The organism is Sphingobium limneticum (assembly GCF_008710155.1).
Lineage (GTDB): Bacteria > Pseudomonadota > Alphaproteobacteria > Sphingomonadales > Sphingomonadaceae > Sphingobium > Sphingobium limneticum.
Genome location: NZ_VYPZ01000035.1, coordinates 15,084 through 31,395, shown reverse-complemented (window position 1 = coordinate 31,395; position 16,312 = coordinate 15,084). Strand labels below are relative to the sequence as shown.

Sequence of the window (16,312 nt, the reverse complement as noted above, 5' to 3'; positions counted from 1 at the left end):
GCGCCGAAAGCCGCTTCAGATGATCCGATAACCCGAACAATCCAGCCTGACGCATCGCCGCCTCCTGTCGGTCCCAATGAATCAAATCACACGTCGATTGGCCAGGGGTTTTTGGAGGTGCCCAGGTTCACAGATTGCGGTCGTTGATCGAGGGCGAGCTCATCAGGCCCGGAAGAACAGGTCCATCCAGCAAAATTCATTCACGTCGGTCTCTTTTCGAAGCTCTGCCGACACGTGTTTCGACAAGTGATGATCCCGGCCCCCCGTTCGCGCTGGAGGAAAGGGGTCGCGAAACCCCGCCGGGACCACGGAAATGTCACCAGAGGGGGCCAGTTCGGTCAATTGTTCGACAGCACATTATCCGTATGCGCTAATATAATCTGATCCGGTTTGTTTGCCGCGCATCTGGAAGCCGAAATTACCTCATTATCATATCGGCTAATTCGATCCGGAATCGGCCTGCGCCAAACTCTGTATAATCAGCAGCATTTTGGCGTCGAGCTTATAGGTGATGGCGAGCCATTCGCTCTGCGCACCATTGAACGAACATGTTCGCTCCCGATAGTGTCGTGCTGACCGGCCCCGACTATCGACCGGATTGCGGCTGGACAGGCGCGGAAGCGAAGCTGTCGGCATCATGTGCCGCACGCAGCCAGTTGGCTGCCGCCTTCAGTTCGAGCGCCTTTATGTCAGGACGGTTCGAGGCTGCCGCCCGGATCCGATGGCCCGCCGCCTGTGCCCGACAGAAATCTGGATGATGTGACATTGGTGCTCCCTAACGCCAGCCCCAATGCCCGGGATGCGCAAAAGTTCCGATCCTGACATAGGGGAGTGCTGATTAGCGAAAAGGACGATGTGCGCATGGGGCTTGGTCTTGTGGCACCGCACGCCGCCTGGACACGCTATGTCGGAATGGCCCGGGCCGCGTTCAGAGCCGTACGGCAACCGAGCGAGGCAATGATCAGTGCCGGACAAAGATCAAGTGCAGACATGATGGCGGGATGCGAGGCAAGCGTCTACATTGCGATGATCAACGCCGTCCTGGAGGAGTAGTCAGGTTGCTGAAGCCGGCCGCGGCCGCAGCGCCCATCCAGGCGGCCATGACCCTCGCGCTATTCACGATGCTCAAGCTGAACCGCTATCGGATACCTGAGCAGGCCGGACTGTGAACAGGTGTGACATCGCGCTGCGCGGCCTCAGGCTTCACGTGCCTGGGACAGGCGTTCATCCAGATTCGGATCCATCGCAAACATGATTTCCGTGCAAGGGCGACCGCCGCCAGCGACAGATCGACCGGCCGGATCGGCCCGGTTTCCATTCCGTAGCGGGGCTTCGCGCCAGCTCTGGTACGCTGTAGGCAAGACCCGTTAACCGCCACTGCCCTACCACGGATAGAGGCAACGTGACGATGTCCCTGCAGTCCGTCTTCATAAAGACGGACGCGATCGAGGAGGGCTGCAGATCCGCCGGGTCCCGGCCGTGCAGCGAGCTCGGAACAGAAGACGCCTTCGGCGGAGTTCACCGCGGCTTCAGGGCGATGAGAGATGCTTATGGGGAATCGATCATTTCGATCCGATCTGGTAACTTTCGCAGATAGCCGATAAAAAGATAAAGGACACATGCGCACGCCATGATAAGATGCGCGTTATGCTTGCCTTGGGGAGATCGGGCTCGTGGCGCTGACGGATCAAAGCATCATTATTTACGACGGCGAATGCATCTTCTGCCAAAACTATGTCCGGTTCTTCCGCCTTCGCGAGGCGATTGGAGCGGTGGAACTGCTCGACGCCCGTTCGGGAGGTAACCGCCCGATTGTTACCGCGGGTTATGGGCCTTGAAGCGCGCAGCGAGCTCGGGATCGTCGACAAAGTCATCGAGGAATTGGTGCCAGGCCTTGGTCGTGAGACGCGCCTCGCTGAGCATGTCCGTCAGTTCTTGCACGCCGTGATCGGTCAGCGCGGTGATGGCCTCGTCCGGACCGGTGTAGACGCTGACGATGGCGCCATAGGTGAGGTTGTCGTCGTTTGAAACGATGGCTTCCAGCAACTCCACGTTCTCGTCGAGTGTCCTGGCGACATAGTCGAGGGTGAGGAAGGAGGTGACGGCGGCCATCAGGCGGCCAGTGCTTGCGGGACGGTGCGCGGCACCCAGTTCCAGGGTAACAGCTCGCCGATCCTGTTGATCTTGTGATCGTGGATGCGATTGAGCAGGTCGGTGATGTAGGCTTGTGGATCGAGGCCGTTCATTTTGGCGCTTTCGATCAGCGTCATGGCGCTGGCAAGGGTTTCGGCGCCTGTTTCGGAGCCGGCGAATAGCCAGTTCTTCTTGCCCAGGCATATGGGCCGGACAGCCCGCTCGGCAGCGTTGTTGTCGATGGCGACGCGTCCATCGTCGAGAAACAAGCTGAAGGCGTGCCAGCGCCCCAGAGCGTAGCGAAAGGCCTTTGCCAGGTCTCCCTTGGTCGAGATACGGGTGAGTTGCTTCTCGGCCCAGCTATGCAGAGCCTCGAGCTTGGGCCGGCTCAGCTCCTGGCGTACTGCACGGCGGATATCGGCAGGCTTGCCCGCGATCTCGCGCTCAATGTCGTAGAGTTGCCCGATACGCTCGAGCGCCTCGTGTGCGATCTCGGATTTTTGTGACGTCCAGATGTCATGAAAATCGCGTCGCCAGTGCGCAAAGCAGGCCGCTTCCCGGAAGCGAGGCTCACCATCCGCGACGGGTTCGTAGAGCTTTGCATAGCCTTTGTAGGCGTCGGCTTGAAGGATACCGCTCGCGCTGCCCAGGTGGGCCAGCACGTGCTCGGCTTTCCAGTTGGGCGCATAGCGGTAGACGACCCCAGGCGGCGCGGTACCGGCCCAAGGCCGCTGATCACAGACATAGCCCCAGATCCGGCCTTGCATCACACCCTTGCCGATCCCCTTGGCGCGTCGTTCCGGAGCCAGCACGCGGATCGGTGTGTCGTCGGCGTGCAGGATGTCGCTGCCCAGGACCGAGGCCTCGATCCGGTTGATCACCGGCTGCAGGATCCGCATCGAGCGACCACACCAGTCGGCCAGCGTGCTGCGTGGGATGTCGGCACCCATGCGCGCGAGGATCTCGTTCTGCCGGTACAGCGGCAAATGGTCGTCAAACTTCGAGACCAGCACGTGAGCCAGGAGACTTCCTCCAGCCATGCTGCCGGGAATCGGTCGGCTCGGGGCTGGCGCCTGGATCATCTTCTCGCAGCAACGGCAGGACTTCTTCGGGCGGGCGACTTCGATGATCTGGAGCTTTGCCGTGATCATCTCGAGGATCTCGCTCACGTCTTCGCCGACGAGACGCAGCTCGCCGCCGCACTCCGGACAGGTGCTGCCGGGGTCAAGTTCGTGGCGTTGGCGGGGCGTATCCGCCGAGACGCGTGGGCGCCGAGATGGACGCGGCCCGGGGGTGGTGTCGGGAGAAGCGGCTGCGGCTTGCGCCACGGAATCGTCCTGGTCGCTCGTCACGAGGCCCTTTTGCGCGATCGAGACAAGCGCGTCTTCGAGAGCGAACTCGAGTTGCTCGATCTCGCGTTCGATCTTCTCGGAGGATTTGCCGAAAGCCTGCTTCCTGAGCTTGGCGATCTGCAACCGCAGTGCCTGGACGACCAGATCATGGGCGCGCAGCGTCGTCGTCAGCTTCGTGTTCTGGGCCTGCAACTGGGCGATCATCGCCTTGAGGAGAGCCGGGTCTTCGGGAAGATCTGATGCCGCGTTCAGCATGGCTTCTCCTACAGTAAAACGGCCGCAAAGCCTAGCAAAACAGCCGCTTTCGCAGAAGAAATCTTACCCCGAGTGTGTCGGCGGCGCACCCCAGTTGGGGCGCCTCCAGTCGATCCCTTCCCACAGCATCGCGAGTTGGGCCGATGTCAGTCGCGCCGCGCCGTCAGCCGCAGAGGGCCAGGGAAAACGGCCGCGCTCCAGGATCTTGTAATAGAGGCAAAATCCCTGACCATCCCAGTAAAGCAGCTTCAGCCTGTCGCCGCGCCGTCCCCGAAAGGCGAATACGGCACCACTGGCCGGCTTCTGTCGCAGTGCGGTCTGGGCCAGCATTGCAAGACCCGAAATCCCTTTGCGCTTATGTGGAGCTCCACATAACAGGAACTATGCGCTGATCATGATTATGCGGAGTCGGCGCGTAAGGGGCACGTAAATGTGCTTGGCTGTGCCCATATCAACTCCGCATAACTAACGTCGACTAGCGCGAGCCAAGCATCAGAATCAGCTTATCAGGCGGCCGGAACTTGCCGGGCTTGATACCGAGAGGCGCAAGGGCACCGAGCATCTCGAGTTTTTCGGCTGGATCGGCCCGAAGATAGATTTCGGTGCTCTGGAGTGTGGCGTGGCCAAGCCAAAGCGCTACCTTGCGGATATCCCGCGTCGCCTGAAGCATGTGCATGGCGCAGCTATGCCGCAGAACGTGCGGCGATATTGTCTCGGTAGCAAGCGATGGGACGCGATGCGATGCCTCGACCGCATGCTTAGCGAGGATATACTCGAACCCCGAGCGGGTCATCGTCCGGCCGGCGTTGTTCAAGAACAGCGCGGTGTCGCCACCAACGGGCCTAACGGCGATCCAGGCGCGAATGGCGGCTACCGTCTCCTGCCAAAGTGGCAGCACGCGTTCTCGTCGGCCTTTGCCCATGACATGAATGCTGGCCGGGGACCGCCCGTCGAACTGCTTTATATCGAGGCCGACAAGCTCGGAAACGCGCAATCCGCCGGCGAATGCCAGATGCAGCATGGCGCGATCGCGTATGCCAAAGGCGGTTCGTCGATCGGGAGTATCGAGCAACGCCTGCACCTCAAGCCGCGTCAGTGACGAGACGAGTGTCTCGTCCACCTTCTTCATCGGGATGGCGTGAACGCGAAGAGCCTGGTCGAGAACAGCGGGTTCGCGGTGCTCAAGATATCGGAAGAACGACTTAACTGCCGCCAGTCGTGCGTTGCGAGAGCGGGCCTTGTTGCCGCGGTTCTGTTCGACGTGCTCGAGAAAGGCCAGAATCGTTGGGACATCAAGATCCTCGATCTGAAGCAGGCAGGGTCGCTTGCGCAGTCGGCAGGCGGCAAATGCCACTAACAACTGGAAACTGTAAGCATAGGCATCGCAGGTGTGGATGCTGGCGCGCCGTTCGCGCGGCAGGTGCTCGCGCAGGAAGGCCGTCAGTGGGGGCGCGAGCATCGTCATGCCAGTTCTCCCCGATGCAGAGACTCGCCGGCCGCCGCCACGTGCACCATCAACTCGGGCGTTGCCTGTAAATACCAGTAGGTATCGGTGACGTGGGCGTGCCCAAGATAGGTGCTGAGAGCGATGATATGGCGAGCAACCGCTTGTCCGTCGTGTGCGCATCGCTCAAGGGAACGAACCGCGAAGGTGTGACGAAGGTCGTGAATCCTGGCTCCTCGTGATCCCGGCTCTCCACGTAAGCCAGTCGCGCGGGCGATCTGCAGGAATGCCGTTATCACCGTTGGATAGGCGAGCGGCGTACCCTGATGCGAAATGAACAATGCGTCGCTCTGGGTCGGTGCCGTCAGACGCTCCGCCAAATAAATATCCAAGGCTCGTCTCGTCGTAGAATGAAGAGGTAACAGCCTGCTCTTCTTGAACTTGGTCTGGGCAATGATCAGCCCGTCATCGGTGACATCAACAAGGCGAAGGGAGATAGACTCCGAAACGCGCATGCCGGTTGCCGCGATCAGTCCAAACAGGGTGCTGTATGTGCGTGGCCTGATCGATCCAATCGGTCCGAGCGACAATGCGCCATCGATCAAACGACGGATATCAGCTTGGCTGTAGATAAAGGGAGTGCGCCGCCTATGTCCCGCCCGCCCGAAAAGATCAGCGGTTGGAACGTCGTTGAGCGGATCTTCTGCATGCAGCGCTATCGCGAAACGACGCACCGCCAGCAGGCGGTTCCGACGTTGCTCCGGAGACGGCGCAAGAAGCGCCCACTCCTGTACGCGCGCTTGCATGATATGGCGGTCGCCGCGCTCCTCGGCATAAGCGACGAAGTTGCGCAGAAGAATGCCCGGTGTTCGAAACTTGAAGCCGAGGGCCTGTTGGAGCGCAGTGTGATCGGCGAGGAGCTTGCTCAGCATGTCAAATCTCCTGGCCAGGGCTGAGCGATCCGCTCAAGCATGGCGATATCCACCTTCGCGTAGTGCGCGGTCATATCGAGTGACCGGTGCCGCAACACCGTGCCCACCGCCTCGAGCGTGGCACCGGACCGCAGCATGGAGGTTGCAGCGGAATGACGAAGCAGGCTCGCTCCCCTCGAAGGGGCATCCGTAATCCCTGCCCGCTGCAGGGCACGGGCGACAATGGTCGAGATAGAACTTGAGATCGCGAATGGCTTGTATGGGGCAATCATCGTTAGGAAAATGGTCTCCTCTCCGACACGAGGCCGTTCCTGCTCAATATAGGCCAGAACGGCATCGCCAACGTCCTGCGGAAGCGGCAAACGCACTTGGCGCCGGGCCTTGCCGCTCACCTGCAGCATGCCGGTTGCCCAATCGATGTCTTGAAGCTTCAGCGCGGTGACATCACCAGCCCGAAGGCCCAGGCGCGCCAGAAGAAGCAGGATGGCCCGGTCGCGGAGCCGTCCATTGGAGAGCTGATCGCATGAAGCGACGACACGTTCGACATCGTTCGCCGACAGATATCGCGGCAACGACGAAAGCCGCCATTGCACAACGGGCGAGATGGCATGATCAAGGTTGGGTCGGCAGAGACCCGCGGCGGCCAGGAAGCGCAAATAGCTACGCAACGCACTGGTTATCGTTCTGAGGTCCGCAGGACCCGTTCGCTCTCGCCACTCCCGTACCACGCTGCGGATCAGGGCCGCGTTATAGTCGCGCGTCGTCTCGCCGAGCGTCGGCAGCAGCTTGGTCAGTAGACGACGATGGCGAGCGATCGTCCGTTCCGAAAGGCCGCGATGAACGCGCAACCATCGCTGATAGTCATCAAGCAAGGGATGGACCGGAGCCGAGGGCAGCGAGACGGGTGCCGGAGCAACGGCAATATCCTGCAAAAAGGTATAGAAGCGCTCGGCGCGCCGGAAATACTTGGTCGAGATGCGCGACCATCGCCGCCCGCCAGGGCACTCGCAACGATGGTCGGCGAAACGCCGAAGCGAATCAGCATCGACCATCTGGATCGGCGTAGATGTGCTGTTGACCCAGGCAGCGAAGTGCCGCGCTGCGTCGGTGTAGCCCGAGATCGTCAGTCGTGAATAGCGGCGGTCAGCAAGTTCTGCACCAAACCGGTCGATCCACGGTACCAGCGAACCAGGATCAAGAAACCAGCGACAATGGTCTTCCTCACACATTTTAACTCTCCTTGTGATGTTCGACATCGCAAGGGATCATAGTTATGCGGTGATAGGTGACGACCTGGCTGGATCTAACCGATGGGAAAGATACCCAAATCTTGGTTGAAAACTCGCCGACTCCGCATAATCATGATCAGCGCATAGTTGCGCATGTCAGTGACGCCGCAGGCGAGATAGACCCTTACGCCGGTGCCCGGTCCGATCATGCAGCTTCCACCGACCGGATAAGCCGGGTCAAGGCAGTAGCCTCGATGCCGGCATCGAAGCGAAGCCGCCGTCCTTGCGCCAGACACAGCTCGACGATCAAGGGCGAGACCACCACCCGGTCATCGAGCACGGGCTCCGCGCTTAGCATGGGCACCCCGATATCGACCGGCAAGAAGGTCGGTCCGTCCCCCGCAGGTAGCAACCCCCGCTTCCTGAACAGATGGCGCCATTGATAGATCTGGCTTCGCGACACATCGTAGCGTCGCGCGACGCGCGCCAACGTCTCTCCGTTCACTCCCACAGCGGCGACGATATCGAGCTTCTCCGCGTTGCTCCACCGACGACGCCGTTCCTGGCCCAATATCTCCACCGCCGTCCCTCGCTTTGGCTCTGGACGTCCATAACGACGTCCTTATGGACGTTCCTTACGCGCTCACATCACAGCAAGGCAGGCGGCCTCAACCGGTCGGTTACTTTAGAGCATCACTTGAGGCAACTTCGAGCGGGCATATCGTGATTTCTGACGGCCCGCTGTATCTCGTGACGAGGGAGGGCGCGCGTAGGCTGCTTGAGGCGGTCGCCAATGGACAGTTGCCCTTCGACGCGGCGAACTACGTTGCAGATTGTGTCGTCATGAATGATGACTTCGACTTCGCAGACGAAGCTGTGCGAGATGCCATATACTTTGTCGAAGACGATAGCGGACGCTTTGTAGCGGGCGAGGATGATTGGCGTCCGACACGCGAAGAAAACCTCGCTGCGCTGGCAATGCTCGATTGAACGTCCGAATACATGGTTTCGATAACCGGAAGCAGACAGTCCCCTAACCACCCGTCAGCGCCGTTCTCGCGTTCGGTTTCATGCGGATATATGTGGATCGGCGTGCAAAAAGGGCTCTGACTCAATTTTGATGCAATTCTCTGCCTGAATGGCTTCGTTTTCCACGTTGGGAGCAACGCCATGCAGAAAGCACTACGACCTTCCTCGGTGATCCCACCGGGCTTTACCATCGTGGCCTCGTCAATCGCCGACGATGGTGCAACGATTCTCGTTCGTAGCACGTCGCCGACCAGCCATTGCCCAAAGTGCCGCAGCGTCAGTTGCCGCGTTCACAGCCGTTACCGGCGTCAGATCTCGGATTTGCCCTTGGCGGGCCGCGCCGTAAACCTGATGGCCGATGTCCGTCGTTTCCGGTGCGACGCTGTGTCATGCGGGCAAAGGATCTTCGCGGAACGCTTCGCTGATGGGGCTGTTGCTCCTTGGGCACGGCGCACGGGCCGACTCGAAACACTGGTTCATCACCTCGGTCTCGCGCTTGGAGGTCGGCCCGCAGCCAGCTTTGCGCGGCGGCTGATGCTTCCTGTCAGCAATGACACGCTGCTCCGCGTCGTAAGACGCCGGGGAACCCCACCGTCTCCGGCTCCGACGGTGATCGGCATCGATGACTGGGCCTGGCGGCGCAATCAAAGGTACGGCACGATCATCTGCGATCTCGAGCGGCGTCGGCCGATACGTCTGCTCCCGGACCGGGAACCAGCGACCGCCTAGGCATGGCTCGCAGAGCAGCCGCAGGTGGCGATAATTGCCCGCGATCGCGGCGGCGCTTATGCCCGCGCGGCGGCCAAGGCGCTGCCGAATGCTGTGCAGGTCGCCGACCGCTGGCATCTCATGGAGAACGCCAGCCATGCCTTCCTAGACGCGGTGCGCCGGTCGATGCGGCAGATCCGATGCGCGATCGGTGCGATGTCGATCAAGCCTGAGCTGCTCACGGCGGCCGAGCGGCTGCAATACGAAGGATATCTTCATCGCGAAGAGACCAATGCCGCGATCCTCGCGCTCTTCAGGGACGGTGTGGGGATCAAGGAGATCGTGCGCCGCACCGGCCACAGTCGCGGCACGGTGCGGCGGGTCCTGCGCGGCGAGCGCAGCGACGTGTTCAGGACGCGAGAAACATCCCTTGAGACCTATCTGCCATGGCTGGATCAGCAGTGGGCGGCGGGTCGCCACAATGGCGCAGCACTGTGGCGCGCATTGCAGGCACAGGGGTTCCGGGGATCGCTTCGCGTCGTCACAGAGTGGGCAACACGCCGAAGGCGAGCCGACAAGGTAGATGCCGACACGCTGCAGCGCGTGCCTTCAGCCAGAACCATAGCGCGGTTGATGACGATCGAGCGCAACGATCTCACCAAGGCGGAAACGCTCACCGTCGCCGCCATCGAAACCGGCGTGCCATCGCTTGTCGAGGCACGGCAGATCATCGACGGGTTCCACCTTATGATCCGCCGGAAAGCGGGAGCCGATCTTGATCCATGGATAATCCGAGCACGCGCCAGCCTCGTCGCATCGTTTGCAAACGGCGTCGCCAGGGACATTGCCGCCGTTCGAGCCGCAGTGGTCTCCCGATGGTCGAACGGCCAGACTGAGGGGCAAATCACCAAGCTCAAGCTGGTCAAACGTCAGATGTACGGCCGCGGAAAACTCGACCTTCTCGAGGCCCGGCTGATCGGCGCAACTTGAGCACCGATCATCAAAACTGCGTCAGACCCCCGTTTGCACGCCGATTGACACGGATATAGACGGACCGGCAGCGCCGACGCGACTCGCCACGCCTTTGACCCGGCTAAATCGCCGGGATGGGTGGAAAGCGGATTGGCGGCTATCGGATCGCCAGCCCGCCAAAGCTGACACCCACCAGATACGCAAATCCGCGATTTTAACGGTCTTGACGATTCGTTTCGTTGCCCATGAAGCCCAACGGATAACCAGAAACTTCTGCGGCGTTGGTAAGGCACCAGAGGGTTTCTTCATCCAGCACGCCAGAAGCCAATATTTCGCTTTTGAATGTCGCCATACCATTTAGCGGTTGGAGAGTTCCCGCAGCCTTTGGTCCGCAAAGTTTCTCAAGAGAGCGAGCGAACGATACTTCGTCAGTGCTATTGGCGTCATATGCTGGCAGACTTGAAAGCAACCCTCTCTTATCCAACCATACTCGCGCATCAATCTTTGCCTGTTCACGTGATAGACCCCAGTATACTGACTGATACGCCTGCTCTACAGGCGATATAAACGTGACGTAATAGCTTGTAGCAAGCGAGGCGCGGGCCGCGCATTTTAACTGGCTATCTGAGATAGGGGCCACATCCAGAACTTCGACCACCTCTTCTTGAAGTGTGTCGTCGAATTTCGAATGGACCTTTTTGAAGCCGCATTCTGCGACCTTTGCCGCAGCGACTTCCGGCTTTACCAAGACCGGCGGCGTGTCAAACGCGCCAGCTAAAAACACCATTCCAATCACTAACGTCTTCATCAGGGCGTTGTGCCTGAACGGAAATAGGTCCGCAACTGGCGCATTATCGCCCGACACTTCCTCGGCTTGAACTGGCCGATTGCGGACTGGCAGGTTTCGGCGCGTTTAGTCGCGAAGCTCTCCGACAATGCGGCAGGAAAAGACCACCGAGGACAACGCCTTCGGAGTGAAGTCGCCTTTTATCGAGGCGCGTGCCGAGCTGACGGCGCTGAGGCGAGCGTCCGCAAGGGCGGACCCTGAGCTAGTCGTCTCGGGCTACGAAACGGTCGAGCCAGCGATTGCCTTCGAGCGATTCGCTATATGGACGCCGGCTGGAGATGCCGGCGGCGCCGTCCTTGCCCCAACGATTATACTGCGACAGGTCGTCAAGCAGCGGATCAAGCCAGTGATGGCCATGATACTGGAACTGACGATGCTCACCGTGCTTAAAGGCTTCGCTAAGCTCCGGCTTGTCGTCGCGATAGAAAAGGAAGTCGCTGGCATAAACCTGCGTGATCGCGTTCAATCGCTCCACCTCTTCAGCGCCGAGCCGCAGCGTGACGAGGCGTGGCTCGGTAGGATATTGCGTCGGCGACATATAGACGATCGTCGCCGTCGGCAGGATCGGCAGCACCATCTTGAGCCCGGAGTTGAGCGCATCCTGCGAGGCGGGGAAATTGTGCAGGAAGCCGTCACCGGCGATGAACTCCCTCTCGTCGCTAAAAAGAATTGCCCAGCGGCCGCGCATCATGCGCTTGCGATAGGCGTCATACAGTCCGCGCTGGTTCGCGGCGATCAGGGTCTTATCAACGGTCGGATCGGCCAGGCCGAAGTCGCGCCGGTAATACTCGGTGGTCCGTTTGATCGACGCGCGAATGCTTGGGCTGCGGGCAAGCAGCGACGCGGTTACGCGGGCAATCTGCGCCGCGCGTTCATCGGGTAGCGGCTGCGGCAATATCCGCTCGACCATCGGCTGATCGCGCGACGCCAGCGAAGCCTCCAGCGTACCTAGCCATTGCACGAACGCGGCCATTTCATTGTCGGGTTCGTTGAAGATCGGTTCGAAGGTCGAATCCCACGGTCCGCCCATCTTCATATGATGGGCATTGGTGATCGCCCCGAACGCGCCCGGCGGCGCGCGGTGCACGGTTCCCTTCGGGCGGACTACTGAGACCATGCCGTCGGCAGCCGCCCAATGGTCGGCGAGGGTTCGCGGCCACCAGTGGTGCAGCTCAGTCTTTAATGGCTTCTGATTCATGGCTGTAAGCTGAAGGCAAGGCTCACCGGTGTCTAGACGTCGTGATGTGGCGCTTCGCGCATCTCGAAGAAGGGCAGTTGGCGTCAGTCCACCGCTATTAAGCTTTTCGCCAATCGTGCACGCCGACGCGCGATCAACGAGCGACTGCTTTTTACGTTGTGCGCCGAGTTGGTGAATGACCGAATTTGGCGCATTCTGTCAAACGCAAGGCCCGTCAATTTCGCACGTTGCCCATGCTTTTTCCCGAATTCCCGTCGTGCGGAACTCTGCGCGGTGGCCTTGTCCACCGACTGACCGACAATCACTGTCGGAATCTAGAAGTGCCCGATAACTGAAATCGGAGGTTTAGCGTCACCGCCAGATTCCGGCCGTCGCGCCCAAGAGTCTCAACGCCTTCTGATGCCGATGGTGCAACGCACCGGCTTGCCTGCTTTGGCGGCCGCCTTCTCGCACGTGGCAATGGTATCGCGGTTCTCACGAGCCAGGTCGGCGGCGTCCACAATCACCCGCCAGCCTTCGGGGTTACCGGCACGCATGAGGCGGATACCAGCATCCCATAGTGACGGCTCGCCCAGCGTGCGACGGGCAACCCTTTCCGGCCAGAGCCAGCTTTCCGGGCCGATGCTGGCCGCCCAGCCGGGATAGATCAGCCACAGAAGCGTCATGGCCAGAGCCACGCCGCCGCCGCAACAGAACATCTGCCAGCGCTGTTCCTGCTTGGTCCGAACGGTTCCAATCGCGCGCATGTAATCCGCATGGGCCTGATGATGGAAATCCAGCGACTTCTTGATCGTCGCCTTGTCTGTCGCTCGTGCGGCATCTGCCGCTACGTCGATCCGCTCCGCCATGCCCTCCGGCGTCAACTGCATGGCGGGTGCGTCCATAATTGTCTTCGTCTGCCCCGCCAATGTCGCGAGATAGCCGTTCATCTTGGCAAGCGTTGGGCCGTAGTCGGGGAATTCGAGGCTCTGCTTCTCGATTGCGATATGCTCAAGCGCGCGGGCCATCACCGCCATGCGCCCCTCCAACCGCTCTTCCATAGCGGCCACGCGCTCCGAGAGGTGCGCGAACGCCTCTGCTGCGGCATTGGGCCGGGGTTCCGGGTCCGGTTCGTTCAAAAGGCTCTGCGCGTCGTCCATGTCGTGTCTCCTTAGGGTTAGCGGCTCATGCCGCGACCGATGTCGCGTCCGTGATCGAAGGGGATGGAGGATGCGAGGTCGTGGGAGAGGCTGCGGCCCGCCTGCTGGCCGATCTCAAGCCCAAGTTCACGACTGCGCAGGCCAAGCACCGATTCAAGCTGAGCATCGCGTTCGAGGCTCTTCGCCATGCATGCCATCTGCTGCGCGGCACTTTTCGCGCCCCGGAAATTGCCATCGCGCACAAACTCGGCATGATGGCGCTGCAATTGCTGCCACCCTTTCACGAACCGGTCGGCGCGCTGGAAGGGGTCCATGCGGATTTCGGTCTCTTGACTCATCGCCCGCACGGCGGCCTGGCCGCGCCCCTCCGCGGCTTCGCGGACAAGCTCCGGGCTGCTGCGGAAAGCGCTATTGAGGTCGGACGCCCCTTCGGCGCGGATCGCGTCCAGTGCATCGCGCGCCCTGTCGAACGCCTCGCGCTGGTGCGGCATAGCGTCCAGACCTTGCGCGCGCGTCTGCTGGATTGCGTCCAGCGCCTTGGCGTAGCGCTCCACCGCACCGCGCACGCCGCCAGCCCGAAACGGCTGCGTGGTATGTTCGGGCTGGCGCTGAACGGCCCGCTCTTGGGCGGGCGGTTCGGCCTTGGGCTGGAAGTCCGCGAAAATGTCGCGTTCCTGCTGCGGCGGGATAGTGGGTCGGAAATTGTCAAATATCCCACGCGCTTTCTCCACGATGGGCCTGACGATTTCCGCGATCCGCTCGCCAAAGCTGATGCCACGCCGCTCGGCATATTCCCTCGCGGGGTCGGCTTGTCTGTAATCGGTCGCCATATCCTTGCCGCGCTCGCGTGAGAGCGTGCGGACAAGCCGGGACTGATCGCGAAAATCGTCGCGGCCATAGTGAAGCGCTAGGCCATCGCGATGGCGGGACATGGCGACATACGCCCCGTGACGATCCATGCCGGGTGTCGCCAGCACATGCGCCCTGTCCACGGTCATGCCCTGCGCCTTGTGGATGGTAGCGGCATAGCCATGGTCGAGGTCGCGATAGTCTTTTGTGTCGAACGATACGGAACGCCCGTCATCGGTGCGGACGGACATATGCCCTTCACTCACATGTTCGATGGTGCCTAGCGTGCCGTTTTTCACCTCAACGCTGCGCTCGTTGCGCAGGAACATGATGCGGTCGCCAGAGGCGAATAGGCGGTCACCGCGCTCGGTCTTCACCTCGCGCTCGACGCCCAATTCGCCCGCATCGCGCATCATGGCGCGCGCGGCCTCGTTGAGGTCGCGCACCTCCGCATTGGTGTGGGTCAGAATGATGCGGCTGGCGTTCGGATCGGCTTGCCGTTCGCGATCCCAGCGCTCGACAAGATCGCTGCGCGCGTCCGCGCGTGTTTCCGCCTGATGCACCATGCCTTTGTCGGCATAGGCGGCAACGGCCTCGCCGGTCCTGCCGGTCGCCAAATGCCGGGTGGCGTTCTGCTGCCAGCCTTCATGCTGGCGGCGAACCTGCGTGATCTCGACGCCGCCATGGCGCTCATGGATCGCGCGGAAAGCCGCGCCCGCCTCGATCGACTGCAATTGCTGCGGATCGCCGACAAGGACGACCTTCGCGCCAACGTCGGCGGCATGGGACAGCACGCGCTCCATCTGGCGCGTGCCGACCATGCCCGCCTCATCGATCACCAGCACGTCGCGGGAGGTTAAAAGATCGCGGCCCTGCGACCAGCTATGTTCCATGCTGGCGATGGTGCGGGATGCGATGCCGGAACCGTTCTCCAGACCCTCGGCGGCGATGCCCGCAAGCGCCGCGCCACGAACATTCAGCCCTGCACTTTCCCATACGTCTCGCGCCACGCCCAGCATGGCGCTTTTGCCCGTCCCGGCATAACCCAGCACCAGTGACAATCCGCGCCCACCCGTTACATGGCGCAACGCGGCTTCCTGCTCTGCTCCCAGGACAAGACCCGCACTCTCGGCGGTTCGAATGGCGTAGGCCGTTGCCGCCGAGAGACCATCGCTCCGGTCCATCGCAAGCCGGTCAGCGGCACGGCTCATCCGCTGTTCGGTCTCGATCATCTCGCGCGAGGTGAACCGCTCGTCGCCGCGCCCGTCCTTGCCCAGGGCGATCAGGTCGGGCGAATTGCGCACCGCGCGCATGGCGGCGTCGAACTGGTCTTGCCCGTCGCTATGCCGGTGGATGAACGCTGCCATGTCGCGGTTGGTGAAGGTCGCCTGTTGGTGAGTAATGGCGTTAAGGGCGATGTCGGGATCAGCGATGATGCGTTCGCCATTCTCCCGCGCAATCTCGCGGTGCATTTCGGCGCGGTCGGCTTCCAGCCCCTGGGCGTCCATCCGGTGCGCGGGGCCGCCGATCTTGCTTTGCGGCTCCAGGTCGATGCCCTGATCGGCAAGGCTTCGGCGGTCGATGCGCGCATCGATGTCGAGTTCGGCAAGGCGCGTGTTGACGTGGGTCTCCCAGCGTTCACGCCAACGCTCGACATTCGCATGATCGTTCCACTCGCGCACCTTCGCGCCGAAGCCAGCGGTGCCGTCTTCACGCTGCACAACCTCCCGCATGGTGAGCATGACATGGGCGTGCGGTTTGGGCTGGCCATCCGCGCCGATATCCCAATGCACGTTGAGGTCGGCGATCATGCCGCGATCGACAAACTCAGCGGACACGAAATCTCGCGCCAGTTCGATGCCCTGCGCCTTGGTCATTTCGCGCGGAATGGCGAACTCGACCTCGCGGGCAAGCTGGGCGTCCTTGCGCTTCTCGAATGCCTCGACATCGTTCCACAGCCGCTCGCGGTCGTGCCACTGTTCCGGCGCGCCTTCGGGCAACATGATTTCGCTATGCTCGACGCCGGAGCGGGCGCGGAAGTCATGGTCGCGGTCAAGGCGCTCGTCGTGCAGGCGTTCGCCCGCGCGATAGGCCGCAGCGGAGACGGCGGAGCGGCCCGCAGCGCGACTGATGACCTGAATGGAGAAGTGGAAGATCGCCATGACGATCGTCCATCTACTATGCTCAAGCGCACGTCGGAACGACGTATAAGCGCGCCCTTCTCG

13 protein-coding genes and 1 pseudogene are annotated in these 16,312 nt (G+C 61.4%); 3 read left to right on the top strand and 11 right to left on the bottom strand.

All coding sequences use genetic code 11. From position 1 onward, the window contains the following. Nucleotides 1-1,673 precede the first annotated feature (1,673 nt). On the top strand, nucleotides 1,674-1,838 hold the full coding sequence (locus F4U94_RS21750; protein ID WP_211363322.1) for a DCC1-like thiol-disulfide oxidoreductase family protein: 165 nt from the start codon (nucleotides 1,674-1,676) through the stop codon (nucleotides 1,836-1,838). Here F4U94_RS21750 and F4U94_RS21745 read toward each other — a convergent pair. The 7 genes from F4U94_RS21745 to tnpA all read right to left on the bottom strand — a co-directional run bounded on the left by F4U94_RS21745 (nucleotide 1,816) and on the right by tnpA (nucleotide 7,925). After that, nucleotides 1,816-2,112: a hypothetical protein gene (locus F4U94_RS21745; RefSeq protein WP_150412102.1), complete on the bottom strand. Its 297-nt coding sequence runs from the start codon at nucleotides 2,110-2,112 to the stop codon at nucleotides 1,816-1,818. The two genes, F4U94_RS21750 and F4U94_RS21745, sit on opposite strands and share 23 nt — an antisense overlap. Then, nucleotides 2,112-3,740 (bottom strand): IS66 family transposase, encoded by a 1,629-nt coding sequence (tnpC, locus tag F4U94_RS21740; RefSeq protein ID WP_150412229.1) that lies wholly within the window; start codon nucleotides 3,738-3,740, stop codon nucleotides 2,112-2,114. The genes F4U94_RS21745 and tnpC overlap by 1 nt, the downstream gene beginning before the upstream one ends. A gap of 63 nt (nucleotides 3,741-3,803) precedes the next feature. Further along, entirely contained in the window at nucleotides 3,804-4,118 is a 315-nt protein-coding gene (gene tnpB, locus F4U94_RS21735) for an IS66 family insertion sequence element accessory protein TnpB (RefSeq protein WP_282957481.1), read from the bottom strand. A gap of 97 nt (nucleotides 4,119-4,215) precedes the next feature. Next, nucleotides 4,216-5,205, bottom strand: a complete 990-nt coding sequence (locus tag F4U94_RS21730; protein WP_150412227.1) for a tyrosine-type recombinase/integrase — start codon at nucleotides 5,203-5,205, stop codon at nucleotides 4,216-4,218. After that, the gene (locus tag F4U94_RS21725) at nucleotides 5,202-6,116 is read right to left on the bottom strand and encodes a tyrosine-type recombinase/integrase (RefSeq protein ID WP_150412226.1); all 915 of its coding nucleotides are present in this window, start codon (nucleotides 6,114-6,116) and stop codon (nucleotides 5,202-5,204) included. The genes F4U94_RS21730 and F4U94_RS21725 overlap by 4 nt, the downstream gene beginning before the upstream one ends. Beyond that, the gene (locus tag F4U94_RS21720; RefSeq protein WP_150412225.1) at nucleotides 6,110-7,345 is read right to left on the bottom strand and encodes a tyrosine-type recombinase/integrase; all 1,236 of its coding nucleotides are present in this window, start codon (nucleotides 7,343-7,345) and stop codon (nucleotides 6,110-6,112) included. The genes F4U94_RS21725 and F4U94_RS21720 overlap by 7 nt, the downstream gene beginning before the upstream one ends. 205 nt (nucleotides 7,346-7,550) lie before the next feature. Further along, complete coding sequence (gene tnpA / locus F4U94_RS21715) at nucleotides 7,551-7,925, bottom strand: IS66-like element accessory protein TnpA (protein ID WP_150412224.1); 375 nt, start codon at nucleotides 7,923-7,925, stop codon at nucleotides 7,551-7,553. 143 nt (nucleotides 7,926-8,068) lie between these two features. Here tnpA and F4U94_RS21710 point away from each other — a divergent pair, with 143 nt between their 5' ends. Beyond that, nucleotides 8,069-8,335: a hypothetical protein gene (locus F4U94_RS21710; RefSeq protein WP_150412232.1), complete on the top strand. Its 267-nt coding sequence runs from the start codon at nucleotides 8,069-8,071 to the stop codon at nucleotides 8,333-8,335. 180 nt (nucleotides 8,336-8,515) lie between these two features. Then, a pseudogene (locus F4U94_RS21705) lies at nucleotides 8,516-10,072 on the top strand (ISL3 family transposase). Between the two features lie 196 nt (nucleotides 10,073-10,268). Here the strand turns inward: F4U94_RS21705 and F4U94_RS21700 are convergent. The 4 genes from F4U94_RS21700 to traA form a co-directional block, all read right to left on the bottom strand. Beyond that, nucleotides 10,269-10,862, bottom strand: coding sequence for a hypothetical protein (locus tag F4U94_RS21700; protein ID WP_150412223.1), 594 nt, complete (start codon nucleotides 10,860-10,862; stop codon nucleotides 10,269-10,271). Nucleotides 10,863-11,103: 241 nt separating this feature from the next. Beyond that, nucleotides 11,104-12,099 carry a DUF4238 domain-containing protein gene (locus F4U94_RS21695; protein ID WP_150412222.1) on the bottom strand — a complete coding sequence of 332 codons (996 nt, stop codon included), beginning with the start codon at nucleotides 12,097-12,099 and terminating at the stop codon, nucleotides 11,104-11,106. Between the two features lie 386 nt (nucleotides 12,100-12,485). Next, nucleotides 12,486-13,238, bottom strand: coding sequence for a DUF6118 family protein (locus tag F4U94_RS21690; RefSeq protein ID WP_150412221.1), 753 nt, complete (start codon nucleotides 13,236-13,238; stop codon nucleotides 12,486-12,488). Between the two features lie 17 nt (nucleotides 13,239-13,255). Beyond that, a complete protein-coding gene (traA, locus tag F4U94_RS21685; RefSeq protein WP_150412220.1) occupies nucleotides 13,256-16,249 on the bottom strand; it encodes a Ti-type conjugative transfer relaxase TraA in 2,994 nt (997 codons plus the stop codon). Nucleotides 16,250-16,312: the final 63 nt, after the last annotated feature.

Excerpts from the sequence above, each read along its gene's own strand:
- F4U94_RS21745 (WP_150412102.1), bottom strand. The coding sequence starts at position 2,112 with ATGGCCGCCGTCACCTCCTTCCTCACCCTCGACTATGTCGCCAGGACA.
- F4U94_RS21730 (WP_150412227.1), bottom strand. The coding sequence starts at position 5,205 with ATGACGATGCTCGCGCCCCCACTGACGGCCTTCCTGCGCGAGCACCTG.
- F4U94_RS21725 (WP_150412226.1), bottom strand. The coding sequence starts at position 6,116 with ATGCTGAGCAAGCTCCTCGCCGATCACACTGCGCTCCAACAGGCCCTC.
- F4U94_RS21720 (WP_150412225.1), bottom strand. The coding sequence starts at position 7,345 with ATGTGTGAGGAAGACCATTGTCGCTGGTTTCTTGATCCTGGTTCGCTG.
- traA (WP_150412220.1), bottom strand. The coding sequence starts at position 16,249 with ATGGCGATCTTCCACTTCTCCATTCAGGTCATCAGTCGCGCTGCGGGC.
- F4U94_RS21700 (WP_150412223.1), bottom strand. The coding sequence starts at position 10,862 with ATGAAGACGTTAGTGATTGGAATGGTGTTTTTAGCTGGCGCGTTTGAC.
- tnpC (WP_150412229.1), bottom strand. The coding sequence starts at position 3,740 with ATGCTGAACGCGGCATCAGATCTTCCCGAAGACCCGGCTCTCCTCAAG.
- F4U94_RS21695 (WP_150412222.1), bottom strand. The coding sequence starts at position 12,099 with ATGAATCAGAAGCCATTAAAGACTGAGCTGCACCACTGGTGGCCGCGA.
- F4U94_RS21690 (WP_150412221.1), bottom strand. The coding sequence starts at position 13,238 with ATGGACGACGCGCAGAGCCTTTTGAACGAACCGGACCCGGAACCCCGG.